This is a genomic window from Burkholderia sp. 9777_1386 (genome assembly GCF_015712265.1).
In the GTDB taxonomy this organism is placed as follows: domain Bacteria; phylum Pseudomonadota; class Gammaproteobacteria; order Burkholderiales; family Burkholderiaceae; genus Burkholderia; species Burkholderia cenocepacia.
Genome location: NZ_JACCQB010000053.1, coordinates 19,268 through 45,056 on the forward strand (window position 1 = coordinate 19,268; position 25,789 = coordinate 45,056).

General features: G+C 65.4%; 20 protein-coding genes and 5 pseudogenes. 10 read left to right on the forward strand and 15 right to left on the reverse strand.

The window, feature by feature from the left end; all coding sequences use genetic code 11:
* Window positions 1–30 precede the first annotated feature (30 nt).
* Complete coding sequence (locus H0X91_RS28450) at window positions 31–765, reverse strand: anti-sigma factor (RefSeq protein WP_021157767.1); 735 nt, start codon at window positions 763–765, stop codon at window positions 31–33.
* Window positions 762–1,373: a sigma-70 family RNA polymerase sigma factor gene (locus tag H0X91_RS28455; protein WP_062911597.1), complete on the reverse strand. Its 612-nt coding sequence runs from the start codon at window positions 1,371–1,373 to the stop codon at window positions 762–764. The genes H0X91_RS28450 and H0X91_RS28455 overlap by 4 nt, the downstream gene beginning before the upstream one ends.
* A gap of 250 nt (window positions 1,374–1,623) precedes the next feature.
* Between H0X91_RS28455 and H0X91_RS28460 the strand changes: the two genes are divergently transcribed.
* Window positions 1,624–2,193 carry a lipocalin family protein gene (locus H0X91_RS28460; RefSeq protein ID WP_062885734.1) on the forward strand — a complete coding sequence of 190 codons (570 nt, stop codon included), beginning with the start codon at window positions 1,624–1,626 and terminating at the stop codon, window positions 2,191–2,193.
* A gap of 290 nt (window positions 2,194–2,483) precedes the next feature.
* Here the strand turns inward: H0X91_RS28460 and H0X91_RS28465 are convergent, their stop codons facing one another.
* The 3 genes from H0X91_RS28465 to H0X91_RS28475 all read right to left on the reverse strand — a co-directional run bounded on the left by H0X91_RS28465 (window position 2,484) and on the right by H0X91_RS28475 (window position 4,333).
* Window positions 2,484–3,143: a carbonic anhydrase gene (locus tag H0X91_RS28465; RefSeq protein ID WP_062885733.1), complete on the reverse strand. Its 660-nt coding sequence runs from the start codon at window positions 3,141–3,143 to the stop codon at window positions 2,484–2,486.
* A 207-nt stretch (window positions 3,144–3,350) separates the two neighbouring features.
* The gene (locus tag H0X91_RS28470) at window positions 3,351–3,836 is read right to left on the reverse strand and encodes a hypothetical protein (protein WP_006482390.1); all 486 of its coding nucleotides are present in this window, start codon (window positions 3,834–3,836) and stop codon (window positions 3,351–3,353) included.
* 122 nt (window positions 3,837–3,958) lie between these two features.
* Window positions 3,959–4,333 (reverse strand): hypothetical protein, encoded by a 375-nt coding sequence (locus H0X91_RS28475; RefSeq protein WP_125333444.1) that lies wholly within the window; start codon window positions 4,331–4,333, stop codon window positions 3,959–3,961.
* A gap of 143 nt (window positions 4,334–4,476) precedes the next feature.
* Here H0X91_RS28475 and H0X91_RS28480 point away from each other — a divergent pair, with 143 nt between their 5' ends.
* The gene (locus H0X91_RS28480) at window positions 4,477–4,827 is read left to right on the forward strand and encodes a helix-turn-helix domain-containing protein (protein ID WP_012493794.1); all 351 of its coding nucleotides are present in this window, start codon (window positions 4,477–4,479) and stop codon (window positions 4,825–4,827) included.
* Between the two features lie 1,378 nt (window positions 4,828–6,205).
* On the opposite strand, the gene H0X91_RS35050 is transcribed toward H0X91_RS28480, so the two are convergent.
* The 3 genes and pseudogenes from H0X91_RS35050 to H0X91_RS35060 all read right to left on the reverse strand — a co-directional run.
* Window positions 6,206–6,652, reverse strand: coding sequence for a LysR substrate-binding domain-containing protein (locus H0X91_RS35050; protein ID WP_230391147.1), 447 nt, complete (start codon window positions 6,650–6,652; stop codon window positions 6,206–6,208).
* Window position 6,653: 1 nt separating this feature from the next.
* Window positions 6,654–7,124 (reverse strand): annotated as a pseudogene (locus H0X91_RS35055) (LysR family transcriptional regulator); the annotation flags it as partial.
* A gap of 7 nt (window positions 7,125–7,131) precedes the next feature.
* Window positions 7,132–7,532, reverse strand: a pseudogene (locus H0X91_RS35060) (3-hydroxybutyrate oligomer hydrolase family protein); the annotation flags it as partial.
* Between the two features lie 307 nt (window positions 7,533–7,839).
* On the opposite strand from H0X91_RS35060, the pseudogene H0X91_RS28500 reads away from it, so the two are divergent.
* A pseudogene (locus H0X91_RS28500) lies at window positions 7,840–9,802 on the forward strand (phosphatase PAP2 family protein).
* A 228-nt stretch (window positions 9,803–10,030) separates the two neighbouring features.
* On the opposite strand, the gene H0X91_RS28505 reads toward H0X91_RS28500, so the two are convergent.
* Both H0X91_RS28505 and H0X91_RS28510 read right to left on the reverse strand, forming a co-directional pair.
* Window positions 10,031–10,309 carry a hypothetical protein gene (locus tag H0X91_RS28505; RefSeq protein ID WP_062885731.1) on the reverse strand — a complete coding sequence of 93 codons (279 nt, stop codon included), beginning with the start codon at window positions 10,307–10,309 and terminating at the stop codon, window positions 10,031–10,033.
* Entirely contained in the window at window positions 10,303–10,791 is a 489-nt protein-coding gene (locus tag H0X91_RS28510) for a hypothetical protein (protein WP_230391313.1), read from the reverse strand. Before H0X91_RS28510 ends, H0X91_RS28505 begins: the two co-directional genes overlap by 7 nt.
* 278 nt (window positions 10,792–11,069) lie before the next feature.
* On the opposite strand from H0X91_RS28510, the gene H0X91_RS28515 reads away from it, so the two are divergent.
* The 3 genes from H0X91_RS28515 (at window position 11,070) to H0X91_RS28525 (ending at window position 13,496) form a co-directional block, all read left to right on the forward strand.
* Entirely contained in the window at window positions 11,070–11,387 is a 318-nt protein-coding gene (locus H0X91_RS28515) for a co-chaperone GroES (RefSeq protein WP_006482399.1), read from the forward strand.
* 80 nt (window positions 11,388–11,467) lie between these two features.
* Entirely contained in the window at window positions 11,468–13,090 is a 1,623-nt protein-coding gene (groL, locus tag H0X91_RS28520) for a chaperonin GroEL (protein WP_006482400.1), read from the forward strand.
* A gap of 118 nt (window positions 13,091–13,208) precedes the next feature.
* Entirely contained in the window at window positions 13,209–13,496 is a 288-nt protein-coding gene (locus H0X91_RS28525; RefSeq protein WP_043205962.1) for a hypothetical protein, read from the forward strand.
* Between the two features lie 94 nt (window positions 13,497–13,590).
* Here H0X91_RS28525 and H0X91_RS28530 read toward each other — a convergent pair whose 3' ends face one another.
* A complete protein-coding gene (locus H0X91_RS28530) occupies window positions 13,591–14,496 on the reverse strand; it encodes a manganese catalase family protein (RefSeq protein ID WP_006491398.1) in 906 nt (301 codons plus the stop codon).
* Window positions 14,497–14,982: 486 nt separating this feature from the next.
* Here H0X91_RS28530 and H0X91_RS28535 point away from each other — a divergent pair, with 486 nt between their 5' ends.
* The gene (locus tag H0X91_RS28535) at window positions 14,983–16,290 is read left to right on the forward strand and encodes an Nramp family divalent metal transporter (protein ID WP_196433554.1); all 1,308 of its coding nucleotides are present in this window, start codon (window positions 14,983–14,985) and stop codon (window positions 16,288–16,290) included.
* 95 nt (window positions 16,291–16,385) lie between these two features.
* On the opposite strand, the gene H0X91_RS35350 is transcribed toward H0X91_RS28535, so the two are convergent.
* Window positions 16,386–16,667 carry a hypothetical protein gene (locus H0X91_RS35350; RefSeq protein ID WP_006485830.1) on the reverse strand — a complete coding sequence of 94 codons (282 nt, stop codon included), beginning with the start codon at window positions 16,665–16,667 and terminating at the stop codon, window positions 16,386–16,388.
* Between the two features lie 629 nt (window positions 16,668–17,296).
* On the opposite strand from H0X91_RS35350, the pseudogene H0X91_RS28545 reads away from it, so the two are divergent.
* A pseudogene (locus H0X91_RS28545) lies at window positions 17,297–21,440 on the forward strand (CheR family methyltransferase).
* Between the two features lie 181 nt (window positions 21,441–21,621).
* Complete coding sequence (locus tag H0X91_RS28550; RefSeq protein WP_196433555.1) at window positions 21,622–22,626, forward strand: chemotaxis protein CheB; 1,005 nt, start codon at window positions 21,622–21,624, stop codon at window positions 22,624–22,626.
* Window positions 22,627–22,656: 30 nt separating this feature from the next.
* On the opposite strand, the gene H0X91_RS28555 is transcribed toward H0X91_RS28550, so the two are convergent.
* The 3 genes from H0X91_RS28555 to H0X91_RS28565 all read right to left on the reverse strand — a co-directional run bounded on the left by H0X91_RS28555 (window position 22,657) and on the right by H0X91_RS28565 (window position 25,213).
* Window positions 22,657–23,949, reverse strand: coding sequence for an Nramp family divalent metal transporter (locus H0X91_RS28555; RefSeq protein WP_196433556.1), 1,293 nt, complete (start codon window positions 23,947–23,949; stop codon window positions 22,657–22,659).
* Between the two features lie 82 nt (window positions 23,950–24,031).
* Window positions 24,032–24,547 carry a hypothetical protein gene (locus tag H0X91_RS28560; protein ID WP_058903748.1) on the reverse strand — a complete coding sequence of 172 codons (516 nt, stop codon included), beginning with the start codon at window positions 24,545–24,547 and terminating at the stop codon, window positions 24,032–24,034.
* A gap of 63 nt (window positions 24,548–24,610) precedes the next feature.
* On the reverse strand, window positions 24,611–25,213 hold the full coding sequence (locus H0X91_RS28565) for a TetR/AcrR family transcriptional regulator (protein WP_006485824.1): 603 nt from the start codon (window positions 25,211–25,213) through the stop codon (window positions 24,611–24,613).
* Window positions 25,214–25,631: 418 nt separating this feature from the next.
* Here H0X91_RS28565 and H0X91_RS28570 point away from each other — a divergent pair.
* A pseudogene (locus tag H0X91_RS28570) lies at window positions 25,632–25,789 on the forward strand (sel1 repeat family protein); the annotation flags it as partial.

Consider the following 25,789-nt stretch of genomic DNA (forward strand, 5'->3'; position numbering starts at 1 on the left):
CGTTTGCGGGTTGAGCGCGCGTTGCGCGCGTCAAGTGGTGTGCATCGCGCCGGTGGCGAGCACCGGCCCGGTGGGTTGGCCGCTCGGCGAGCCGCCGCGAGGCTCGAGCGATACGGCGAGCACCGCGCGTGCATCGAGTCGCGCGACGATCGCTTGCGGCAGCGTCATCGACGCCGGTGCGTTCGACGAGAATACGCCGAGCGAGATCGGCTTCGCATTTGGCGGAATCAGCCAGAGCTCCGTCGAGCGGTCAGCGGCGATCGGTGGCGTGTTCGCGGGCACCACGACCATCCGGGCACGCTGCAAGTCGACCGTGGCGGTCCACCGTGCGACGCCATCCGCTTGTGCCAGCGTGGCCGCCATGTAGTGGCTGTCTTCGGCAGCGGGGCGCGGCGGCGCTTCGCCCACCCGGATCACGTTGACCGTGAGCAGTCCGAGCGCCGCCACGCTCGCGCCCATGCCGACCCAGCGCCACAGTCGCAGGCTGTTCCACCATCCGTCGGATGGCGCAGCGCTGCGCGGGCGCGGCGGCGGAATGAAGCCCAGTTGGTGCTGGATCCTCGTCCAGGTTCGCGCGGGCGGGTCGACGGGCGTGACGTCGTCCGCGAGCGGGGCGAGGTGGCGCTGCCAGCGCTCGAGTGTGGCTTGCAACGCCGGGTCGCGCGCGGCGGCCTGCTCCAGCTCGCGGCGCGCGTCTGCGTCGAGCACGCCGAGCGCGTATTCCGCGCAGCGCAATTCGGGATTGTGATCGGCCGGCGTATTCATTGCTCCAGGCACACCTTCAGCTGCATCAGGCTGCGCCGGATCCAGCTCTTCATGGTTCCGAGCGGCACACGCAGTCGCGCTGCCAGCTCACTGTAGGTCGCGCCGCTGAAGAAGGCCTCGCGCACCGCGCGGCCCTGCTGCGAATCGAGTTGCGCGAGGCATCGCTCGAGGCGCAGGCGCTCCTGCGAGGCCTCCGCCAGCGCGGCGGGCGTCGGATCTTCGGCGGGAAGCTCCAGCGCCTGTTCGTCGTCGAGTTGCGCGTCGCGATGCTGCCGCAAGCGGTCGATCGTCTTGTTGCGCGCTAGCGTGATTAGCCACGTCATCGCGCCGCCGCGCGCCGGGTCGAACGCGTCGATGCGTCGCCATGCGGTCGTGTAGACCTCCTGGAGGAGATCCTCGGCTTCCCCATGATCGTGAAGCATGCGCACGATTGTCCCGAACACCCGCGACGCGGTCAGCCGGTACAACTCCGCGAAAGCCGCCTGGTCGCCGGTTGCTGCCTGAAGCATCACCCGGTTCAGATGTTCGCGGCGCGCGACATCCGCATCGGCATCGCGCGAAGGGGCTGTCTGATCGAAGCCGCTGGCACCGCTTGGCGTGTCGCTCATGCAAAGTGGATGGCGCGGACCGCCATGATGTGAATGTCGAGCGAAATATAGCACTCTCGGATGCATGTGATTGAACGATCGGTGGCGCGCCCGCTGCACGTTGTGCAGCGCAGCGCCCGCTGTGATCTCTTCAACCAGATACGAGCGACGCGTCCGCGCGGATGCAGGCAGCCGCAACGTGCGGCGAATGCGGCCGACTACCGTCGGTTGCGTGCACAATGACCGGGTTTCGTGTCTGGAGAGTCATTCAATGAAGCGAAGTATCGTTGGCCGAACGGTGTGGGCGGCGGGAGTGATCGTGGCGGGCGCCGCCCTGGTGCTGGCGGGATGTGCAGGCCTCGCCGGCGGGCCCAGCGGGAATGCACACGTTCCGCAACCCGCGAAATCCGTCGATCTCGATCGCTACGTCGGCAGATGGTACGAGTTCGCGCGGTATGAAAACCGCTTCGAGCGCGGATGCGACGGCGTGACGGCCGAGTATGCGAAGCGGGAAGACGGTCTCATCGGCGTGCGCAATACCTGCCACGAAGGCGGGCCGGACGGCCGCGCGCGAAGCTCCGACGGGCGCGCAAAGATCGTGGCCGACAGCGGCGGCGCAAAGCTGAAAGTGTCGTTCTTCGGGCCGTTCTTCTTCGGCGATTACTGGGTGCTCGATCGCGCCGACGACTACTCATGGTCGATCGTCGGTGAACCGTCGGGTCGGTTCCTGTGGATCCTGACGCGCGATGCGAAGCCCTCCGCTGAACAGGCCGCGGCGCTTGTCGAACGGGTTCGGACGCTCGGTTACGACACGACGATGTTGCGGCGCACTGCGCATTAGGGCGACCGCACACAACACGCGTGCACGGCGCCATCGGGCCGGGAACAACGCCGAGCTCCGCGTATGCCCGCAGCCGTGGCCGATGGCGACGGCGAAAGGCGGGATATCGCCGATGGAGTACACGTGATGGTGTCGATACCCGTCAACGTGGAAGGCGTCTGCATTGACGCCGTTAGACTCGCGCGTGGGGAGGGGCGATACAAACCGGCGTGCGCGCTCCCGCTCTCGCTCCGAGAGGCGGATCGTTGTGCACGCCCGATGCCAGGCATCGGGCGCGAACAGTCGGTGGACTAGATCTGAGCGCGGTCGCGCGAGTTCACGGCGACCACCGTGGGCGATTCGGCTAGCGGGACGAAACGTCGGGCGGTGCCGTCCAGCGCATCGATGCCGCCCGTCTCGATGTCGTAGACCCAGCCGTGCAGGTTTAGGCGTCCTCGCTCCAGTGCAAGCGCGACTGAAGGGTGGGTGCGCAGGTTCGCCAGTTGCGCGATGACGTTTTCGCGCACGAGCCCGTCGAGTTTTGCGCGCGGCGTGTCGTATTCGTGCGCGGCGTTGATGACTCGCGCGGAATCGGCATGACGCAGCCAGTTCGCGACGGCCGGCAGATGGTCGAGGCAGGTGCAGCGCGAAATCGCGCCCATCGCGCCGCAATCGGAGTGGCCGCAGATCACGATATCCCGAACGCCGAGAACGGCGACCGCGTATTCCACGGTGGCGGAAACACCGCCGGGTTCCGGGCCGTACGACGGCACGATATTGCCCGCATTGCGGATCACGAACAGTTCGCCCGGCTCACGCTGAGTGAGCAGCTCAGGTACGACACGGCTGTCGGAGCACGTGACGAATAGCGCCTTGGGGTTCTGTGACGTGGCGAGTTGCTTGAAAAGCGCCTCACGTTGCGGGTAGATGTCGCGTTGAAAACGCAAAAAACCATCGATGATGTCTCGCATGCTCGCTCCAAAACTTCAGACGTATGATCAGCGCAGTTGCAAGCAGGGGTCGCCTGGTATCCGACCCAGGAGAACGAATATTCGTTCAATTTGACATAATTAACACTCTCGTCGGAAGCGCTTGTAGTGGCTAAGTTGAAACGTCCACTTCTCGTTTATCAGGGACGGACCGGCTTCGCCGCCGGCGTAGAACCGGTCCGTCACTCGTCACTCTCGTCTTTCTGTCTTAATTGAAAGGCGGCCGACCCGGTTGCCACGTTTGGTGTGATCGCCGTGGGCTGTCGCATCTAGATGGACCCAGAAAATGTAATCAAAGCCCCGTTCCTCGAGGCGCTCGAACTGTTCCTCAGCTGCGGCAAGCTTCAGCAGGCATTGGGCTTGCCAATCCAACCCGACCACGAACCATTTCCACGAATTGTTCCACCCGCGCCACAGGATGGCGCCGGCGCTGCAATGATCGTGTGCAAACTTCTGGATCCGTCTGTCGACCACTTTTGCATCGTCACGCGAAATGGAGCCAGATAGGCGGATCGAGACTGTGCTCGCCGCATCGTCACGCGCGAGATAAACGTCGGCAATGCCGCCCAAGTGCCGGCGAACGCTTTCGAGATGTTCGAGCTCCATATCTGCATCCACTGGCATCGCGCCGCACAATACATATTCGCCCTTGTCTAGGGCATCTTCGATCTCCATGATTGTCACTCCATTGATGTTTCGCCGGACAGGTCAAGCGGCTGGCTCGATGCTCCGGCGTGGGACACTCGGCCAGCGGCCACGCAACGGCGTGCTGCCGTGCTGGGCATTCGGCAGAAAAGTCAGGAGTCGCCATCCCCTGTCGATGCGCAACGTTCTAGTCTGCGTGTCCAGTTGAGCGAATCTCGGGAGAGGTCGATATGGCGGTCAAGGCCGAGCGGCAAGAATGAAACGTCGCCGGCCCAGTTCCTTGTGAAAATTGCAGCGGCGCTCGCATGTTTCTGCGCAAAGTCGGCAAGCACTTGCTCGACTGCAAACCATTCGTTCGGTAATAGTGCGCCGGCGAGGCAGATGACTAGACAGCGCGCCACGGTGTCGGTGGCAAAATAAAAGTCAGCATCAACGTGTTCGGTCAACTTGTTGGCGAGGTTCTCGGCGTGCGCATGGCGAAATTGGGCACGGACCGGTAGCGCGCCACGGAGTATGTAGTTGACCATGATTTCCTCCGGACCGATTCTCCGCTCGCGTGAGTAGAGCGCAGTGGCGCCTCGCTCGACAGCGTGCGGTAACATCGAGAAGCCAAATGGTATGACGAGATTAGTACTCGTTTGTACCTCTGTCAACCAGAAAAACATGACAAATGGATGATTTTCCGACACGCCTCAAGCAGGAACGCAAGCGCATGCGCTTGACTCAGCCCGAATTCGCAGAGCTGGGTGGGGTTCATAAGCAGGCCCAGTTTCATTACGAGCGAGGGACCCGCCGACCGAACTCCAATTACCTCGTCGGGCTGGCGTCTGCCGGCGTGGATGTGTACTACCTGCTTACTGGGCGGGTTGCGACGCTTGCATCGACCGTCGAGGAACAGCAGATCTTGTCTCGATACAGGGCTCTCGACGCAGATCAGCGCATTGCAGTGCTGGCGCTTATAGACACCATGGGTGTATCAACACACCGTACGAAACAGAACGGTGAGTCGAAGGGCGGCTAAGAGGGCCGTACGACGAGACGCGCGACCTGTAGACGAGATCGGGCCCCACGTAAGGCCGATGACTCTCCTGCTGAAGCAAGCCGCGTCAACGGTCCTCCCTAGCAACGACGACTGGCTTTTTTGACGCAACCGTCCGCCACCGCGCACCACTATGATGGTGGCGGGTCTCGTTGGATGTAGACGCCTTCGGTGGCGGTACTTCATGCGATGGCGCGGGCCCGATGTATTTCCTAATGTGTGCCGCTGGCCATTGACATACGTTATCAGAGGGGTGATCCGGCTATTGCAAGACTGAGGTACAGCCGGACGGTAGCGGAACTTCCACTGGTCGCGGTGCAGCTTTCCGTCGCTCGAACTCTTATTCCGGGCAGTTCAGACGTGCATGGTGCCCAAAACCGACGCGAACCTATCCTGCTATCACTTTTGCAATGCCGTTTTTCCAGCTATCACTTTTGCAATGCCGTTTTTCCAGTGCTTCGACCGATGCTTTCGTGAGGTCCGCGCGTGGAGTCTGCGAGGTCGTCCATGCCATTTCGTTAGCCACCGGCAGAACGTCTGCTCGCGTCTTCGGTCGGTGCAGACGCTTGGTCGAGTTAAATTTGCGAGGTCGGCACTGCTAGTTCGTTCCCTTTGGCGCTACGGTTCATGCGTTCCAGGCCACGAGTCTCAGAAGGGCGCTTCCTTGCGTCGCTTCCATCCGCAGTCACAGTTGGGCCGATCGCAGCCAGATGTCGACTCACTCCCGCACCTCGGTTTGCGATGAACGGTTGATCGGTCGGTGGTCGTAAAGTTAGCCGGTGTTAGCTGAGCAGTTGGGCGGCGCGGACCAGCGCCTGCATTGCGCACACGAGGCGGCTGGCGCCAAGGAGTAGCGAGCTTTGCCCGAAGTAGTCCTGATGCGCCACGGGACCGACGTACCGGTTGACGATCCCGTTTTGAGCGAGGAAATGCGATGTATCCAAGAGCAATCCCCAGCCGTTGCCCGTATTGCGGCCGCCCCGCATTGTGCAATGCGAGCAAAGGCATGTGACGTGGACACTGCAAGAACGGCACGGTGCGATAGAAGGGCGGACGGTGATTCTCGCGTGCGCGAAATCGGGAAGCGACATGTGGAGCAACCGTAGCCCATTGTGTCGCGAGGCGGAGGCTCAGGCTCTCGAATTAGTCTGGGCGAAGTGCCAACGCGCTGCGTCGGCGTATGTCGACGACGGTGCGATCGTTTATGACGAAGCCACTGGAACAATATTTGGCGCATGCTTGCGCCGGGGATTGGGCCGTCGAAGCTGCGTGGCAAGACGCGGCTTTGAAGGTGCCGTGTGTAGATTATTGGGGCTATCCTGACGACCATCGCGGGAGCGTCCGCGTTACGCGGCACGCGTCAACCGCAAGCAGCGGACGGCGCCTGCCATTGCCGCACATAATCGATCAACGCACGCAGCTTCGGCACCATGTTGCGCCGCTGCGGAAAGCAGAGAAAGAAGCCTGAAAACGGTGGCAGGAATGCCTCCAGCAGCGGCACGAGCGAGCCGTCGTCGAAATGTGCGCGCAGGCAATCCTCGGGCGCGAACGTGATGCCGGCGCCCGCCAGCGCAAGACGCAGCATCAGGCGCAAATCGTTCGTCGTCAGTTGCGGCTCGACCGCGACGTCGAACGGGCAGCCGTCTTCCACGAACTCCCAGCGGTAAGGCGTCAGCTCTGGCGACAGCCGCCAGCTGATACAGCAGTGCCGGACGAGCTCGTCGGGGTGACCGGGCGCGCCGTACTTTTCGACGTAACCGGGCGGCCGCCGCGCGTTCGCGTTGCTCGCCGCCCAGCGGCACGGCAATCATGTCCTTCTCGATGACCTGTCCCAACCGGATCCCAGCATCGAATCCGCGCTCGACGATATCGAATTCTTCGCCCGTGACGGTCACGTCGGGATAACGCTCCGCAAAGCTCGCCAGCAACGGGCCCAACAGGAAGGGCTCGGCAATCGACGTGGCCGTGAGCCGAAGGTGGCCGCGCGGCGCGTCGCTCGTGTCCGTTGCATCGAGCGCGCTGCTGATGTCGACGAGCGGCCCCTCCAGCGACTGCACCAACTGCGTACCCGCGTCGGTCAGTTGAACCGACCGCGTGGTGCGCACCACCAGCGCGACGCCGAGCGTGTCCTTGAGCCGCCGGATATCCTGGCTGACTGCGGAACGGGTGACGCCCATCCGGTCGGCCGCCGCGCGGAACTTCCGTTCCTTGGCGACGGCGAGGAGCAGCGGCGGAAGATTCAGGTCCATATCATTGTCCAGTGATGCTAACGAGCCCATTCAGTATTCACCATCTACAAGCGACAGAGAAGTGGCGATATCGTCCTGTCATCGAAACAGGAGGTGTCATGGACAAAGTCATTCTCATCAAGGGCGCATTCGCGGCGGGCGCGCTTGCGATCGGCGGAGGATTCGCCACGGTGAGTTGCGGCATCTGCCCGGCCACACCACCACGCGGCGCAGTCCAGACCACCTGCGACGGCGGCAACGGCTTCACGCGCGTCAGGTGATCCTCCGGTCGAGCGCCTGCAGATAGTAGTAGCGAACCGGTATGAAGCGTGTATCGAAACCGGCCACGGACAGGAATGCATCGAAGTGCTGACCATTCGTGATTTCGTAGAACGACAACTGGCTGCGTGCGCGGTCGGCGAGGCTGTTCTGCGCGAGGTAGGCGCGCGACGCACGCGAACGGAGCGAACCAGAGCATAGGAGTGAATAACGTCTTTTATTCGAACACGCTGGCGCGGACGTCGGCCCGGTATTACGTGATCGACAACTGTCCGTGATGCGGGACGGGCAGGCAGGTTTTCCGTGCCGACGAATGCGTCGGCGTCGTGTGAAGCGCCGATGCAGGACAGGACCGCATCGCGTCTCGACGAGCGGGACGGTGGCGCGACATCGCCTTCCCCCGAACTTTCTCGGCTCTTTCTCATATCTTTCACAAACTAACTATATCGTACGCGCTTTCTCGACACTCCACGGGAACCGCCCAGTCATGTCAGCGCATCGCCGGATTGCCTTGCACACCTTCGCTATCGCCGTTTCGGCAGCCTTCGTTGTCGCGGCTTGCGGCGGAGACGACGTCGACAGCAACCAGCCGCCGTCGGTTGTCGCGCAACTGCCGGCAGCACCCGCGGACCCCGATTTCGTGGACAGCGCCCCGGTTCAGGCATCGGTGCCGGCGTTCGTCGACAACACGGCGACCAACCAGCGCGGCGATGCGCGTTACGCCACAATGAGCATGAACGCCGGCGTGCGCGTCTTGAACGGCTTCCGTGCGCTGTGGCAGCCGCTGACCGACCTCGTCGATGCCGGGACGAGCGCACCTGCGGCCGGCGGTTTTCCGGCGGTGGCGCCGTCGCTGTGGACTGGTCTTCCGAACGACGGTACGCCGGGCGGGACGGCGCTGAACCAGGCCGTGCTGAACGCGAATGTCCAGTATGTGGTCGACGCGACGTCGCAGCGTACCGCCGCGCAGGCCGAGGCCGCGTACTACGACGACCGCCGCGGCAAGGGCTATAGCGTGTCGGACGGCATGGGGCCGCTCACCGACGCGTGGCGCGGCGCAGCAGACGACGAGCATCACGTCGGTGCCGGCCGACGCGACGACGAAGCTCTACAACGATACGGGCAACAACACCGGCGTCGGCGGCAGCGCGAATACCGGGTTCGGTTCCGTCGTCGATTTCATCAATACGATGGGAAACAACGGCTCGACGGAGCCGGCGAAACGCTTCTACAAATATGCGCGTCCGTATCGGTGGAGCACGAGCGTCGTCGTCGCGCCGACGCTCGTACCGGCAGAAAGCACCACGCCGGCCACGGACGGCGGTTTTCCGAGCGGGCATTCCGCGGAAGGCATGCGTGACGCGCTCGCGATGGCGTACGTGATTCCCGAGCGTTTCCAGGAAATGATCAGCCGCGGGCTCGAACTCGGCGAGAACCGCATCCTCGCCGGCATGCATTCGCCGCTCGACGTGATCGGCGGCCGGATACTTGCCCAGGCGGTGGTGGCGGCGAACCTCGTCGATCCGGCCAACGCGACGCTCAAGCAGACGGCCTTCCAGCAGGCGCATGCAACGCTGTATTCGCTGACCCGCACCACGCCGGCCACGTTCCTGGCCGCCGCGCATGCCGGTACGGCGTCGAGCGACCGCTTTGCCGACCCGGCCGCCAATCGGGCCAATTACGCGCGCCGACTCACGTTCGGCTTCGCGCCGATCGGCACCACCACCAACGGCGCAGTCGTGCCGAAGGGGGCCGAAGTGCTGCTCGAGACGCGTCTGCCGTATCTAAGCGCCGACCAGCGACGCGTCGTGCTGAAGACGACGGCGCTGGCGTCCGGTTATCCGCTGCTCGACGACGCCGAGGGATGGGGCCGGCTCAACCTGTTCGCCGCCGCGGACGGGTACGCGAATTTTGCCGGCAACGTCAGTGTGACGATGGATGCTTCGCTCGGCGGATTCAATGCAGCCGATACCTGGCGCAACGATATCGGCGGCGACGGCAAGCTGACGTTCGCCGGCACGGGCGCGCTGACGCTTGCCGGCGCGAACACCTATCGCGGCGGCACGGAAGTGCGGGGCGGAACGCTCGCGGCGGGATCGCCGCAGGCGTTCGGTGCCGGCGACGTCTATGTCGGCGGCGGCACGGTGGCGATCAAGGCCGCGGCGCGCGTGAACATCAACGGCCGCTACACGCAGTTGAAGGGCGGTACGCTGGAACTCGACCGTGGCGCCGGCGACGCCGGACGACTCGCTGTGGCAGGGATGACGACGCTTGCCGGCGGCACGCTGCACGTCCGGTTCGCCGCGGGTCTCGCGCCGCAGGTCGGTGACGTCGTTTCGCTCGTCGACAGCAGCCAACTTCAGGGGCGCTTCGATTCGGTGGTCGTGGACGGGTACAACGCCACCGCGCTTTACAGCGCATCGGGCATATCGGTTCGTATCGACAAGTAGGGGCGGGCGGCGCATCGATGCAGTGATCCGGACGGCGGTTGCCCGCCGGAGCATGCATCGCGCCTTCGTCGTTGGCCGCGGCTGTCGGCTGCGGGTTCGACGACCGCCGCCAGGGTCATCGACGAAACGCGAGCTTCAGTATTGGCGGCGCGCTTGCGCGGATACCGCGTGCATCGAGCATGATCGCGCACGCACGTCGGTAGCCGCGCCACTGATTCGAACGCCGGGTCACCCGGCGTCGTCCGACAGCGCGACGGGCGCGTCGTATGGATGGTCGCGCGCTGCCGCGGCCTCGTGACGCCCGCGGGAAGCGACGTCGGCCCCGAGCGCGTGGAGAATCGATCGGCCCTTCTTCGTCAGGTACGCGCGCTGGCGGCCGGGCGCGCGATGTTCGAGCATGACGAGTTGCCGTTCGAGCAACGCATCGAGTTCGGCGCGGTTCATGTCGAGCTGATCCGGCGCCTGGCACACCAGCATCAGCGTCGCGAATTCATGCGGGCTTAGCATGGCCGCCTCCCGTCGCGCACGAAACCGCCACCCGCGGGCGCAACGCCGAAAAATGAAATGTGGTGCAGCATCCGTCCTGGCGTGGCGACGCGGCGGCGCGGCGGCTTCGGTCGGCCGATCACGGCGGGTTGGGCCGCGCGACGCAACGCGAATGGCTTGCGCGCGCCGCGTACCCACGCGCCGATCGACGCGAAGCGACCGGTGTCGTTGCGCGCTATCCGCAGGCCGGTCGGCAAACCCTTGACGACGCGGGCGACGCGTCGTGGTCGGCGGCCGACCTCCGGCAGCCGATCGAAGATGAAGAAAGGATCGTTCATGATTCGCTCCCGGTTGGACCTCGCACGGAGGACGAACCGGACCACGCGCTCCAGTTCGTCGATCCGCGAAAGACCTCGCTGACAAACAAATCGAAACACGCAGCGCGTAAGCCGCGGCTGCTTGAGCGATACCAAAATAGGATGGGACGCGCGGATTTCAAGCATCGTTGCACGACGATTCGCGCGGCCCGGAGCGGCGGTCGTCGAGGTCGTGTTGCCGCTCGCGACGGAGCGTCGGGAGACAGCCGCCGGTCGTGCGCGCGCCGTTTTCGCGATGAAACATTTTGTTACATATTGGGCGCGCGTCACCCTCTTGAAGCGTGCCTGCCCGCCACTATTTCGCTTTTCGCCAATCGATGGCACGCCGGCGCATCGCGGTCTTTGCGCGTGCAGGCGCCGGCGGATTCCCTTTTCCAGGTGATCTCATCGCTCAGGAGATGAAAATGCAGATTCGTCCCCTCTACGACCGGGTTATCGTCAAGCGAATCGAACAGCAGCGGACGACGGCCTCCGGCATCGTGATTCCCGATTCGGCCGCCGAACGGCCCGAGCAGGGTGAAGTGATTGCAGTCGGCAGCGGCCGGCTGCTGCAGGACGGCTCGCAGCGCCCGCTGCAGCTCCAGGTCGGCGACCAGGTTCTCTTCGGCAAATATGCAGGCCAGACCGTGAAGGTGAACGGCGAGGAACTGCTCGTGATGCGCGAAGAGGACGTCATGGGCGTACTCGAACCCGAATCGCCGGCCGCCAGGAAAGCGGCCTGAATGCCGATTCGACCGCGTCGCACGGGTGTGTACCCGGTGCGCGCGGCATCCCGTTCAACGACTGTATCCGGAGCAAGAAAATGACTGCAAAAGACGTGAAATTCCGCGATGGCGCGCGCCAGCAGATCGTCAAGGGCGTGAACGTGCTGGCCGATGCGGTGAAGGTGACGCTCGGTCCGAAGGGCCGCAACGTCGTGATCGAGCGCGGCTTCGGCGCGCCCGTGATCACGAAGGACGGCGTGTCGGTCGCGAAGGAAATCGAACTGAAGGACCGCTTCGAGAACATGGGCGCGCAGATCGTCAAGCAGGTCGCGTCGAAGACGGCCGACGTGGCCGGCGACGGGACCACCACCGCCACCGTGCTCGCGCAGGCGATCGTGCAGGAAGGCATGAAGCACGTCGCGGCCGGCATGAACCCGATGGATCTGAAGCGCGGCATCGACAAGGCCGTCGGCGCGGTACTCGACGAGTTGCGCAAGCTGTCCCGACCGATTTCGACCCACAAGGAAATCGCGCAGGTCGGCGCGATTTCCGCGAACTCGGACGACGCGATCGGCAAGATCATCGCCGATGCGATGGAGAAGGTCGGCAAGGACGGCGTGATCACCGTCGAGGACGGCAAGTCGATGGAGAACGAACTCGACGTGGTCGAGGGCATGCAGTTCGATCGCGGTTACGTGAGCCCGTATTTCATCAACGATCCCGCCAAGCAGGCGGCCTATCTCGACGATGCGCTGATTCTGCTGCACGACAAGAAGATCTCCAGTGTCCGCGATCTGCTGCCGATCCTCGAAGCGGCGTCCAAGGCCGGCAAGCCGCTGCTGATCGTCGCCGAGGACGTCGAGGCCGAAGCGCTCGCGACACTCGTCGTGAATTCGATGCGCGGCATCCTGAAGGTCGCCGCCGTCAAGGCGCCGGGCTTCGGCGACCGGCGCAAGGCGATGCTGGAAGATCTCGCGATCCTGACCGGCGCGACGGTCATCTCGGAGGAAACCGGCAAGCAGCTCGACAAGGCCACGCTGGAGGATCTTGGCAGTGCGAAGCGCGTCGAGGTGCGCAAGGACGATACGATCATCATTGATGGCGCGGGCGATGCGGCGCGCATCGACGCGCGCGTGAAGGCGATTCGCGCGCAGATCGACGAAGCGACGAGCGACTACGATCGCGAGAAGCTGCAGGAGCGTGTCGCGAAGCTCGCGGGCGGCGTGGCGGTGATCAAGGTCGGCGCGGTCACCGAAGTGGAAATGAAGGAGAAGAAGGACCGCGTCGACGATGCGCTGCATGCGACGCGCGCCGCGGTCGAGGAGGGCATCGTGCCGGGCGGTGGCGTCGCGCTGCTGCGTGCGCGCGCGGCGCTGTCCGACATCCGGGGCGCGAATGCGGACCAGGATGCCGGCATCCGGATCGTGCTGCGTGCGCTGGAAGCGCCGCTGCGCGTCATCGCGGCCAACGCGGGCGACGAACCGTCGGTCGTGATCTCGAAGGTGCTCGAAGGCAAAGGGAACTTCGGCTACAACGCGGCGACCGGCGAGTACGGCGATCTGGTCGATGCGGGCGTGGTCGATCCGACCAAGGTCACGCGGACCGCGCTGCAGAACGCGGCATCGATCGCGAGCCTGGTACTGACGACCGATGCGACCGTCGCGCAAGCGCCGAAAGAGGACGGCGCCGAGCCGGCCGCCGCGCCCGACCTCGGCTACTGACCTGCGTCGCGGGCTCGCCTGCGATCGTCGAACAGCCGCTGGCCGGAGCGGCTTTGCCCGGCGCGCGCGACAGCGGGGGGCGCGTCGCGCCGCTTTTTTCGTGTTTGCGAGACCGACCATGAAACTCGAACTTTCGATCGATTCCAGGCCGCTGCACGTCGAACTCGACGACGTCATCGCCGGCCTGCTCGCCGCGCGGCTCGGCCTGCCGCTCGACGGCGACAATCGCGGCGCGATCGGCCGCTACCTCGGCGACGCGGCCGGGCCGTGGACGCTGGATGACGACCATATGCGCAAGCGCGTGATGCGCCGCCTGATCCTCGACATTGCCGATCCGACGCTGGTCATCCAGTACCTGATGGCCGATCAGAGCGACCAGACCGAGCCCGACGAAGCCGGCGCCTGACGCGCGGCCGCACGTGCGGCGATGCATCCGGCGCGCGCGTCATGTCGCTTCGCCGGCGCGCCGGAATCCCGATCGCGCGCCAGCGCGCCCCTGCTCACGCGCCGTCCGGCTTGCCCGGCTTGCGGCCCTGAGGCGCCGGCGGCCCCGCGCCGAGTTCGGCGCCCGTCACCGGGTCGCTGTTCGGATCGGAGGCGAGTCGCTGCGCCATGGCTTCGATGGCGTCCGCCTGCTGCGCGTCGAGCATGCCTTCCGGAATACCGCTGCCGCCATCGACCGCCGGCTCGCCGGGCCGGATCTCGAGTTCGCCGCCGTGGTTCCACGGTCCGACCAGCGGCGCCGCGTCCGGCTGCATCCGGAAGTACACGTGGTCATACGGCGTCTTGGGCGGCAGCTTGCCCGGCGGGAAATTCGCGGTGATCGCATACAGCGCCTTCTCGAACGACATCTGGTGTGACACCTCGCGCGTCATCAGGAAGCCGAGCGCGTCGCGAATGTCCGGATCGTCGGTGACGTTGATCAGCCGTTCATAGATGATCTTCGCGCGTGCTTCGGCCGCGATGTTCGAGCGCAGGTCGGCGGTCGGCTCGCCGATCGTGTCGATGTACGCGGCCGACCACGGCACGCCGCCCGAATTGGTCAATGGCGCGCCCGCGCCGTACAGCACCTGCGTCACGTGGCTGTCGTTGCCGGCGCCGTGCAGCTTGCGGTACAGCTCCGCCTGTTCGTCGACCGCTTCGGCCAGTTCGCCCTTGGCGCCGCGGTTGAGCATCGCGGCCATCGAGCCGATCACTTCGAGATGGCTCAGTTCCTCGGTGGCGATGTCGAGGAGCATGTCCTTGCGGCCCGGATCTTCCTCGGTGATCGCCTGCGTGAAATAGCGCATCGCGGCGGCAAGTTCGCCCTGCGGGCCGCCGAACTGCTCGAGCAGCAGGTTGGCGAGCCCGGGATTCGGCGCGCCCACGCGCACCGTGTACTGAAGCCGTGTGTTGTGGATGAACATGGCATCTCCGTGGAAAAGGGTTGCGCGACATTCGCCGGCTCGAATCAGCACGATTCGATCCCACGGCCGACGATCCCGGGCATGCGCGATGCTGTCCGGTGCGGGCTGTGCGCGAGCGGCATGCCGTGGATGACGGCATCGTTCGCTGCACGACACGCGTGCGTCGGGCAACGGGTATCGGTCTGTCCGGCGTCGGCCGGCGCGGCGCGACGGAACCGCGATCGGCTCGCGGCGGGGCTGCTTTCCGCGGGCGCAGCGGCCGGCCGGCGACGCAACGGCGCGACATGCGACAAGGGCCGAGACGGCGGCGGCGCGAGCACGCGTCGCGTAGCCCGCCCCCCTCGTCGCCGGATTTTCAAGCGGTTGTCATTTCGGCTGCATAGCCCGTGTCGCGCCGGCACGGAGGCGGTGCGGCACGGTGTGTCGGCGGTACGCGGGATGGATCGCGCGGGGGGCGCACGATGCCGCTTTCGTGAAGGAGTACGGATGGCGACGCTCGACAGGAACGCGGCGACGGAGCGCACCGCGACGGACATGCGCGAGGGGTTGGCCGGCCGGCGGCGCGGGCCGCTGGCGGCGCTGTCGTTCGCGGGGCCGGCGATCGTCGCGTCGGTCGCGTATATGGACCCCGGCAATTTCGCGACGAACATCCGGGCCGGCGCGCAGTTCGGTTACACGCTGCTCTGGGTCGTGCTGATGGCGAACGGCATCGCGATGTTGTTCCAGTCGCTGTCCGCGAGGCTCGGCATCGTCACCGGCCGCAATCTCGCGGAGCTCTGCCGCCCGCATTTCCCGCGGCCGGTGGTCGTCGGCATGTGGGTCGCGAGCGAGCTGGCCGCGATGGCGACCGAGCTGGCCGAATTTCTCGGCGGCGCGATCGCGCTGTCGCTGCTGTTCGACCTGCCGACCTTCGCCGGAATGTTCGTGATGGCGCTCGCGACCTACGCCATCCTGCTGGCCGACCGGAACGGGTTCCGGCCGATGGAAATCGCCGTGGGCGTGTTCGTCGGCGTGACCGGTCTCTGCTATCTCGCCGAGATGTTCATTGCGCCGGTCGCGTGGGCCGAAGTCGGCTGGCATGCCGTCGTGCCGGAATGGCCGCGCGGCGACGCGTTGACGGTGTCGGTCGGCATCGTCGGCGCGACGATCATGCCGCATGCGCTGTTTCTGCACTCCGGGCTCACGCAGCGACGCGCGTCGGGGCTCGATCGCGCGCGGCGCCGGATGATGGTGCGGTTCTCGGATCGGGAGGTGGTCGTCGCGCTGTCCGTCGCCGGCGCGATCAACATGGCGATGATCGTGATGGCGAGCGCGGCGTTTCATGCCGGCCATCGCGATGTCGCGGAGATCGAAACCGCGTACCGGATGCTGACGCCGTTGCTCGGCCCGGCCGCCGCGACCTGTTTCCTCGTGTCGCTGATGAGCGCCGGCATCTCGAGTTCCGTCGTCGGCACGATGGCCGGACAGATGATCATGCAGGGCTTCGTGGGGTTCCGGATTCCGGTCTGGCTGCGCCGGCTCGTCACGATGGCGCCCGCGTTCGTCGTCGTCGGGATGGGCGTGGATTCGATGCAGGCGCTCGTGATCAGCCAGGTCGTGCTGTCCGTCGTGTTGCCGGTACCGATGCTGGCGCTGGTGTACTTCTGCGGCCGACGTGACGTCATGGGCGCGTTCACGAGCGGGCGCATCGCGCGCTGCGCAGCGCGCGGCGCGACTGCCGTCGTCGTCGTGCTGAATGTCGTTCTGCTGGCGCGGCCGGTCGGCGCAATCGTTGCACGGTTGGGCGGCAACTGAACGGCCGGTGCGTTAGCGCCCGGGCAAATGTGGCGGCCCAGGTTGCCCGCGACGCCGCGCGAGCCGGATGACGGCCGGCGCGCCGGCGTGCGGGTTCAGCGCGCTTTCAGCATTTCGTCGGCGAGCCGGTAGGCGCTGACCGCGCGCTTCGATTCGTAGTCGGCGATCGTCGACACGTTGCGCCCGGCGTCGCGCGACAGCAAGCCCTGCAGCGCGGCGGCGGCAAAGAAATCGCGCAGGTCCGGGGTCGTCGATTTCGGCTCGGGCGGAACGGCTTCGACGAGCGGCCCAGCCTTCCAGAAAACGGGCGATGGAGTGGCTGCTCTGGCTACGGCGGCAGTTTGCTTGATGCTCACATCCTGCGAAAACGGCGTCATTTCTTCCCCTTCGATCCAGTATCTGTTGGCGAAGCAGCGTAATGTCCCCGACTGCATGAGCGAGCATCGTGTCGTTGTGTTGTGAGCGGTACTAACCGCTTGATCGACGCGAATATTCGCTGGTAATACGGAATTCGTCAAAGAAAATAAATTAGGTCCGCGCCGTCGACGGATGAGCACGATTCGTTCCCGCTCGCGGTCGTGGAGCGGCATCGCGTCTTGCGGACCGATGGGGATGGTATGTCGGCACGAATGACGTTCCGGTGACACGCCTGCGCGCAGGCGCGGCGGTCCTGCACGGCATCCTGACGGCGGTGTAGGCGACATCGCAGGCGAGATGAAAGCGGGCGAGGCATCGTTGCGGGACGGAGCCGAGCAGGTGCAGTCGTTTCATCGCTCGGGTTCCCGCTGTCCCGCGCGCACACGCCGTCGGTGATCCGCCGCATGGGGGATCGCAAGCCCTTGGTCAGCGGCGGTCCGGCGCTTGCCGGTGCCGTACAATGCGCACGGAGGCGCAGGGGAAGCATCACGGAGGAGCGTGGGACGCCCCGACCCGGACGAGGGCGATGCGACCCGGTATCGATCGGCGGTCGGCACACGATGCCCCACAACACCATCAGGAGAATTCAATGGCACGGCAAGCGCCTGCGCGCAAGGAGCGGCTTTCATCGCCCGCCACGTTGAAGAGCGATCTGTCGTTTCCGGTCGTGGGCATCGGCGCATCGGCAGGCGGTACGACGGCCTTGCAGACCTTTTTCGAGAGCGCGCCGACGGGCATGGACATGGCGTTCGTCGTCGTCGTCCATCTCGCGCCGGAACAGGTCAGCCACATGGACAGCGTCCTGCAGCGCACGACGGGCATGCCGGTGCATCAGGTGACGTCCACGGTGCCGATCGAAAAGAACCACATCTACGTGATCGCGCCGGGCATGCAACTCGAGATGTCGGACGGCTGCCTTCGCTGTCATAGCCGGGGCCAGTCCGATGATGCCCCATTCACGATCGACCACTTCTTTCGGACGCTGGCGGACGCGCACGACTGGCGCGCGATCGGCATCGTGATGTCCGGGCACCGGCTCCGACGGCGCGGCGGGCTTGAGCCGCATCAAGGAGGCGGGCGGCATCACGCTTGCGCAGACACCGGATGACGCCGAGTATGCGGAGATGCCGCAGCACGCGATTGCCATGGCGCGCGTCGATATCGTGCTGCCGGCGGCCGACATGCCGCAACGGTGGCTCGAACTCTGGTCGAATGCGCGCCGCATCGAGCAGCAAAGCGTCGAATTCGCGCAATCGCTGCACCACGTCGATCGGCCGACGGTCAACGATCCGGAGCGGGCGCTTTCCGACATTCTGATGCACCTGCGGGTACGCACCGGCCACGATTTCCGGCTGTACAAGCGGGCGACCGTGCTGCGGCGTATCGAACGGCGCATGCAGGTCAACGGCCAGCGCGATCTCCTCGCGTACCGGGATTTCCTGCGTGCCGCGCCGGAGGAAGCAAACGCGCTGCTGGCGGACATGCTGATCGGCGTGACCCAGTTCTTCCGCGATCGCGAAGCGTTCGATTTCCTCGAACAGGAAGTGATCGGCTCGTTGTTCGCGTCGGAATCCGGCGAGGAGCAGGTGCGCGTGTGGGTAGCCGGATGCGCGACCGGGGAAGAGGCGTACTCGATCTCGCTGTTGCTGGCGCGGGCGCGCGAGGCCGCGATGTCGAGCCAGGCCATCCAGGTATTCGCGACCGATATCGATGAGGCGGCGATCGTCCGCGCGCGCACCGGCTCCTACCCGCTTTCGATCGCGAGCGACGTGCCCGCCGCGCTGCTGCAGCGGTATTTCACGCGGGACGGCGCACATTACGTGATCGCCAAGGCGGTGCGCGAGCGCATTCTGTTCGCCGCGCACAGCCTGCTGCGCGATCCGCCGTTCTCGCATCTCGACCTGATCTCGTGCCGCAACGTGCTGATCTATCTGGAGCGGGCGGTGCAGCGGCAAATCCTCGAGCTGTTTCATTTCGCGCTGCGTCCGAACGGCTACCTGTTCCTCGGCACCGCGGAATCGGCCGACGCGGCGGACGATCTGTTTGCCGTCGTGGACAAGAAGCGCCGGATTTACCGCGCCCGCGTCGTCACGCATCGCGCGAAGCCGGTCACGGGCTTTCCGCCGCTGTTCCAGGCCGAGTCCGGTGCATCCGACGAGCGGGCCGCGCCGCAGCCCCCGCTGCGGGTGCCGACCAGCCCGGCACAGCGCAATTTCTCCTATGCGGAACTGCACCAGCGCGCGCTCGAAACGTATTCGCCGCCGAGCGTCATCATCGACAAGGAATCAAACGTCGTTCATCTGTCGGATAACGCCGGCCGGTTCCTCAGGCATGTCGGCGGCGAGCTGTCCAGCAACATCATGACGCTGGTGCTGCCGGATCTGCGGCTCGATTTGCGCACCGCGATTTTTCGCGCGCTACAAACGGGCACGAGCGTGGAAGCGCGCCGGGTCAAGTGGGCGCACGACACGCGCGTATCGTGGATCAACATGACGGTCCGGCCGTTCCACGACAAGGTCGCGAATGCGGAATTCCTCCTCGTCGTGTTCGACGAGGTGGCCGGCCGCATGACCGAGGAGGATCAGGCCGAGACGAGCGGGCAGGATCCGGTGCTGGCTCAGCTCGAACAGGAGCTGCAGCACAGCCGCGAGCAACTGGCGACGATCATCGAGCAGTACGAAACGTCGGTCGAGGAACTGAAGGCGTCGAACGAGGAGCTGCAGGCGATCAACGAAGAATTGCGCTCCACGAGCGAGGAGCTCGAAAGCAGCAAGGAGGAACTGCAATCGGTCAACGAGGAGTTGACCACGGCCAACGCCGAAATGCAGGCAAGGATCGAAGACACCGCGAAGGCGAACGACGACCTCCACAACATCATCGCGTCGAGCGAGATCGCGACCGTGTTCGTCGACAAGGAAATCCGCGTCAAGCGGTTTACGCCGAACGCGACGGCCATTTTCAATCTGATCGATACGGACCTGGGCCGGTCGCTGTTCCACATTACCCACGCGTTGCGGTATCCGACGCTGGCCGACGATGTCCGGCAGTCGTTTCAGTCGCTGCGGTTGATCGAGCGCGAGATCGAGAGCGAGGCCGGCCGGTGGTATCTGATGCGGTTGCTGCCCTACCGCACGGCGGACGACCACATCGACGGCGCGGTGATCACGCTGATCGACATCACCGACCGGCATCATGCGGAAGAGGCGGCTCGCGCGGGCGAGCAGCGCCTGCGCCTGGTCGCGCAGTCGACCAAGGACTACGCGATCATCATCCAGGACGGCAACGGCGCGATCGTGAGCTGGAACGCCGGGGCGGAACGCATCTTCGGCTATACGGAAGAAGAGATGATCGGCCAGGACGTGGAGTTGATCTACGAACCCAACGATCGACAGGCGCTCGTGCCGATGCGCGAGCGCGAAGTTGCGACCCGGGAAGGCCGCGCGGACGACGAGCGCTGGCACCGGACCAAGGACGGGCGCCGGATTTTCTGCAGCGGCGTCGTTACGCCGATTTCCGATACGTCGTTCAACGGATTCGCGAAGATCGTGCGCGACATGACGCTGCGCAAGCAGAGCGACGACGCGAACCGCGAAGCGCTCGCGCGGGAGCAGGCGGCCCGCGAGCAGGCGCTCAGTTCGAATCAGCTAAAGGACGAGTTCATCGCCGTGCTGTCGCACGAGCTGCGGCATCCGCTCAACCTGATCGGCGTCAAGTCGGAAATGCTGCCGCGCCTGCCGGAGACGCGCGACATTCCCGCCGTGCGCGAAGCCGCGGATTCGATTCGGCAGGCCGTGCGCGCCCAGGCGCAGATCATCGACGACCTGCTCGATCTGTCGCGCATCCAGACCGGCAAGCTCGCGCTCGAGCTGGGCCGCGTCGACCTGACGGCGATGTTGCGCGGTATCGCCGATACCTGCGAGCGCGAGGTGCACGCGCGCGGCCTGGTCCTGAAAACGGAGTTGCCGACGGAGCCGGCCATCGCGCTCGCCTATCCGGTGCGTTGCGAGCAGATCTTCTGGAACCTGATGTCCAACGCGCTCAAGTTCACGCAATCGCATGGCGAGATCGTCGTGCGTCTCGCGCATGAAGGGCGGATGCTGCGTGTCGACGTGATCGACGACGGGCAGGGGATCGACGGCGATACGCTGCCGCATGTGTTCGACATGTTCCGGCAGGCGCCGCGCGACCGGACCCGCGGCGGGCTCGGAATCGGGCTGGCGCTCGTTCGGCAACTCGTGGAAATGCACGGCGGCCGGATCGCCGCGGCATCCGACGGCCAGGGAAGGGGGACCACGATGACGGTATGGCTGCCGGCCGCATCCGACGAGCGCGTCGTGTCTTCCGGCAACGGCGCGGCGGAGGGGAGTATCGCGGGCCTTCGCGTGCTGCTGGTCGAGGACGATCAGGAGACGGCGCTGTCGCTCACGGCGCTGCTGGAACTCGCGGGGGCAACGGTCACGGCCGCGAAAAGCGGGGCCGAGGCACTGGAGAGGTTGCCGGAGACGCCTGTCGACGCCATCGTGTCCGACATCGGGCTGCCCGACATGGACGGCTATGAGTTGATTCGCCACATCAAGGCCGATCCCCGCTGGGCCACGCTCCGGACCGTTGCGCTGACGGGCCGTAATCGCCAGGACGATGTCCGGGCCGCGGCGGAGGCCGGCTTCGACACTCACCTGTCCAAACCGCTGGATTTCGGGATGTTGCTCGCGGCGCTCGGCGACACGCATTAAGCCTGCCCGGTGACGACCCGCGCGTGCGTCGCGGGTCGTTTGCGCCGCGGTTCGCGCCGCGCGTTCCCGTCGGCGGGTTGCATCAACCGCCATCCGACCCGCATTGCCTCGTCTGCTACCGCCCGTGACGGAATTTCGGCTCAGGAACCCGATTTGCGGCGCTATCCGCAAAGGGGGCGCTATGGATCGTCGAGATATCGTGGTAATTGCGTCGTCCCGAGGCGGTCTCCCGGTCCTCCGGACGTTGGTGGCCGGCATTGCCGCGGATTTTCCGGTGCCGATTTGCATCGTGCAGCACATTGGTCGACATCGGACGATCCTGCCCGAGTTGTTGTCGCGATGGGGCAGGCTCGATGCAAGCGAGGCGCTACACGGGGAATCGCCGGAGGCGGGCAGAATTTACGTGGCGCCGCCCGACCGGCACATGATCGTGCGCGGCGGCGACCTGTGGCTGCTCGATACGGCCGCCGAGAACTTCGCCCGCCCGGCCGCCGACCCGCTGTTTCGCTCCGCCGCACGCGAATATGGCGCCGGTGCGATCGGCGTGGTGCTCAGCGGCGACCTCGATGACGGCGCGGCCGGCCTGGCGGCGATTCGCGCACGGGGCGGCTACGGCATCGTTCAGGACCCCGATGAATGCGAAGCGCCGTCGATGCCGCGCAGCGCACTGGCCGCGGCGGGAGCCGATGCGGTCGCGACGGCGGAAGAACTGCCGCGGACCCTTCATGCAGCGGTCTACGGCGCACGTGCGAAGGAGCAGCGAAAAATGGCAGATTTGCGCGACCTCGACCATGAGAGCCGGATTGCCGAGGGCGGCCTCGTCGATCCGGGACTGCTTGACAAAATCGGCACGCGTTCCGCCCTCACGTGCCCCAGTTGCAACGGCGTGCTCTGGCGCATGCGCGACGATCGTCCGTTGCGATACCGTTGCCATACCGGGCATGCGTTCTCCGCGCTTTCCCTCGACGACGCGGAAGCCCAGAAAGCGGAGGATGCGATATGGGGGGCGATCCGCGCGGTTCACGAGCGCATGATTTTTGCGCGTGAGCGTCAGGAATGGGCGCGCCGCACGGGCAACGCCGAGGACGTCGCGATCGAACAGGCCCGCATCGACGAAACCCAGCGGCTCGCGGACGTGCTGCGCCGTGCGGTCGGCGCCGCACTGAGTACGGGCGAACTGGAGTGAGCGCGAGCCGCGGCATTCGCGCTGCCGGTTTCATCCCGGCACGAACACGCCCATCGCCGCGATCGCCATCGCGAGCGTCGCGATCCATCCGCCCCATGCAAGCGCGCCTCTGACGGCAAACTCGCCCATGACCCGTTTGCTTCTCGCCATCAGCATCATCACGGCCATGATCGGAACGGCGCTCACGCCGTTGATGACGGCGCTCCAGTAAAGCGCGCGGATCGGGTCGAAATGCATGAACGTGAACGCGATCCCGCCGACGATCGCCAAGACGATCACCGCATAGAACTCGGGCGCGACGCCCAACTGCAGCGCGAGGCTGTTGCGCCAGCGGAACGTGCCCGCGGCCGCATAGGCGGCCGATCCCGCGAGCACCGGCAGCGCCAGCAGGCCGGTGCCGACGATGCCGAGCGCGAACAGCACGTATGCGAAGTGACCGGCAAGCGGCTCGAGCGCCCGCGCGGCATCGGCCGACGTCTTGACGTCGATGTGATGCGCGTTGAGCGTGGCCGCCGCCGTCAGCACGATGAAGAAGGCGATCACGTTCGACACGCCCATGCCGAACCACGTGTCGAAGCTGATCCGGCGCAACTGGGCGGGTGCCTGATGCGGTACGCGCTGCAGCGGCCGCTGGTTCGGCACGGAGCGCAACTCTTCGACTTCCTGGGACGCCTGCCAGAAAAACAGATACGGGCTGATGGTCGTGCCGAGCACGGCGACGACCGTGGTCAGGTAGGCGGCGCTCAGTTGCGCATGGGGCCGCACGATCGCGCGGCCGACGTCGGCCCAGTCGACCGGCACGATGACGGCGACCGCGACATAGGCGAGCAGCGTCAACGCCGTCCATTTCAGCAATCGTGAATAGCGGTCGTACGGGACGAAAACCTGCAGTACGACCGATACGCCGCCGAGGCACACGATGTAGAGCTGTTGCGGGCCGGGCAGCAGCAAATTGACGGCCGCGCCCATGGCCGACAGATCGGCCGCGATGTTGATCACGTTGGCCGTGATCAGCAGTACGACCGTTCCGTACAGCAGCCATGGCGGGTAGTGCTTGCGCATGTTCGACGCGAGGCCCTTGCCCGTCACGCGGCCGATTCGCGCGCTGACCAGCTGGATCGCCGTCATCAGCGGATACGTGAGCAGCAGCGACCACAGCAGTTCGAAGCCGAATTGCGCCCCCGCCTGCGAGTATGTCCCGATGCCGGAAGGATCGTCGTCGGCGGCGCCGGTGATCAGGCCGGGGCCGAGACGCCGGACCCACGTGACCGCGTTCGGGTCCGGTTCCGTCGGCTCGGGCTGGAGCAAATCGTTGTCGTTCATGATCGCGGGCCTCCCGGGGTCCGGCAGGCGCAATGGCCGTGCCCGCCCGGGCGGTTTCCCGCGCCGGCAGCCGGGGCGGGCCTCACGGTCCGGTCGGCTTCGCCCTGTCGCCCACGTCGACGTCGATCGCGTGTTCCTTCGATACCAGCCGGGCCCCGACCATGCTCCCGCCGCCGATGCGCAACGTCAGGCGCGCGGGTTCGTTGGCATCGAGCCCCGACACATAGTCCAGGCCGTGCAGCCCCGCGCGATCGTGGAACGGAATGAACCAGGACGAACAGAAGTCCGACGTGGGGACCGGACACGGGGCGCGGATGGCGAGCCGCCGCGCAGCAAACGGATAGTCGTCGAGCGCGGGTTCACCCGTATCGAATCGCTTGCGGATGGTGAGCGGCGTGACGGTGTAGCGGAGGTAGACGTGGTCGGCCCACAGCGTTCGGTCGAGCGATGCCAGGTCTTCCGTGGTGAACGCAACGATCGTGAGACCGTTTCGATCGCGGTTCTGGATTTCATATCGGCTGACATTCACCGATTTGCAGCCGGTACACGCGATCGCCAGACCCATCGCGAAACCGATCCAGCGCATCCGGTCATGCATGTCGTCCTCCCCGGCACCCTCCGACCTCGGTTTGCTTGCAATACGACGGCGCGCGACGTTGCGTTACGTCGGGCGACCGGCACCTTCGGCAGGCGAGACCGGCGCGTGCATCGCCTGTTCGAGCAGCGCATGCGCGGCTTGCCATGCGCGCTGGGCCGCCGCGGAATCGTTGAACGCCCGCGCTTCGACCGTGGCGCCGTCCAACAGCATCATGAAGACGGTCGCCAGCCGGTTGGCGGTTTCGGCCGGCACGACGGCTTCGATCAGTTCGGCCATCCATTCGACCATCTTGCGGCGATAGCGGATCGCGACATCCGAGATCGGCGCATAAGCGGTGCCGAATTCGGCCAGCGCACGCTCGAACAGGCAGCCGGCAAATTCGGGTGTGCGGAACCACGCTTCATACCAGTCGAAGACGGTCTTGACGCGCTCGACCGGATCGACGACGTGCTGCAACTGCGCGTCGATGCTGCCGACGATCAGGTCGTAGCGCTGGACCAGCACTTCGCGGATGAGCTCGTCCTTGCTCGCAAAATGCCGGTACAGCGTCATTCGCGCGACACCGGAATCGTCGATGATCCAGTCGACGCCCACCGGGTGAAATCCATGCCTGGAGAACAGTTCGGTCGCTTTGTCTACCACCAGCTGGCGTTTGTTGGCTCGCACGAACGGCTTCCTCCTCGATATTTCAACAGCATAGACCGATTATTCTAGCATCATGCCGGTCGATGAAATCGGCCTCCTGGCGCTGTCTGACGGCCGTTCCGCCCCGACAATCTTCGCTTGTCGAGCCGGTTATCAAGTCATCTTGACTATTAGATAGACCGATATGTATCATTTGAAGCCAGTAAGCAGCGATCGATATTGCGTGGATTAAAGAGACAGAACAAGAGCGGGTTTACCGCGTGCCGTTTTCTGCCGTGTCAGACGCTGCAACGATGTTTCAAGCCGAAAAGAGGACCTGAGAGAGCCTTGGCACGCGGGCCCGCGGACGATGTTCGCCGCGCCCCGCACCGGCCGGGGGCATGCTCGCGGGCGAGCGCGCGAAGCAATACGGCGCCAATGAAACGTGAGGAAAATACCCATGTATCGCCGTTTACTCGCACCGGGGCTGCTGTTGCTGTTGGCCGCGTGCGCGCAGGATCCGTCCGTCACCGGGAACACGGTACGGATCTGCGACGACACAGGTTGTTCCGATCGCCCTAAAGATCAGGTCTCCTATCAAAAAAGGGACGAGGCGGA

Bases quoted from the DNA above. Each gene is read 5' to 3' on its own strand.
- H0X91_RS28450 (WP_021157767.1), bottom strand. From the start codon at position 765: ATGAATACGCCGGCCGATCACAATCCCGAATTGCGCTGCGCGGAATAC.
- H0X91_RS28455 (WP_062911597.1), bottom strand. From the start codon at position 1,373: ATGAGCGACACGCCAAGCGGTGCCAGCGGCTTCGATCAGACAGCCCCT.
- H0X91_RS28460 (WP_062885734.1), top strand. From the start codon at position 1,624: ATGAAGCGAAGTATCGTTGGCCGAACGGTGTGGGCGGCGGGAGTGATC.
- H0X91_RS28465 (WP_062885733.1), bottom strand. From the start codon at position 3,143: ATGCGAGACATCATCGATGGTTTTTTGCGTTTTCAACGCGACATCTAC.
- H0X91_RS28470 (WP_006482390.1), bottom strand. From the start codon at position 3,836: ATGGAGATCGAAGATGCCCTAGACAAGGGCGAATATGTATTGTGCGGC.
- H0X91_RS28475 (WP_125333444.1), bottom strand. From the start codon at position 4,333: ATGGTCAACTACATACTCCGTGGCGCGCTACCGGTCCGTGCCCAATTT.
- H0X91_RS28480 (WP_012493794.1), top strand. From the start codon at position 4,477: ATGGATGATTTTCCGACACGCCTCAAGCAGGAACGCAAGCGCATGCGC.
- H0X91_RS28505 (WP_062885731.1), bottom strand. From the start codon at position 10,309: ATGCTAAGCCCGCATGAATTCGCGACGCTGATGCTGGTGTGCCAGGCG.
- H0X91_RS28510 (WP_230391313.1), bottom strand. From the start codon at position 10,791: ATGCTTGAAATCCGCGCGTCCCATCCTATTTTGGTATCGCTCAAGCAG.
- H0X91_RS28515 (WP_006482399.1), top strand. From the start codon at position 11,070: ATGCAGATTCGTCCCCTCTACGACCGGGTTATCGTCAAGCGAATCGAA.
- groL (WP_006482400.1), top strand. From the start codon at position 11,468: ATGACTGCAAAAGACGTGAAATTCCGCGATGGCGCGCGCCAGCAGATC.
- H0X91_RS28525 (WP_043205962.1), top strand. From the start codon at position 13,209: ATGAAACTCGAACTTTCGATCGATTCCAGGCCGCTGCACGTCGAACTC.
- H0X91_RS28530 (WP_006491398.1), bottom strand. From the start codon at position 14,496: ATGTTCATCCACAACACACGGCTTCAGTACACGGTGCGCGTGGGCGCG.
- H0X91_RS28535 (WP_196433554.1), top strand. From the start codon at position 14,983: ATGGCGACGCTCGACAGGAACGCGGCGACGGAGCGCACCGCGACGGAC.
- H0X91_RS35350 (WP_006485830.1), bottom strand. From the start codon at position 16,667: ATGACGCCGTTTTCGCAGGATGTGAGCATCAAGCAAACTGCCGCCGTA.
- H0X91_RS28550 (WP_196433555.1), top strand. From the start codon at position 21,622: ATGGATCGTCGAGATATCGTGGTAATTGCGTCGTCCCGAGGCGGTCTC.
- H0X91_RS28555 (WP_196433556.1), bottom strand. From the start codon at position 23,949: ATGAACGACAACGATTTGCTCCAGCCCGAGCCGACGGAACCGGACCCG.
- H0X91_RS28560 (WP_058903748.1), bottom strand. From the start codon at position 24,547: ATGCATGACCGGATGCGCTGGATCGGTTTCGCGATGGGTCTGGCGATC.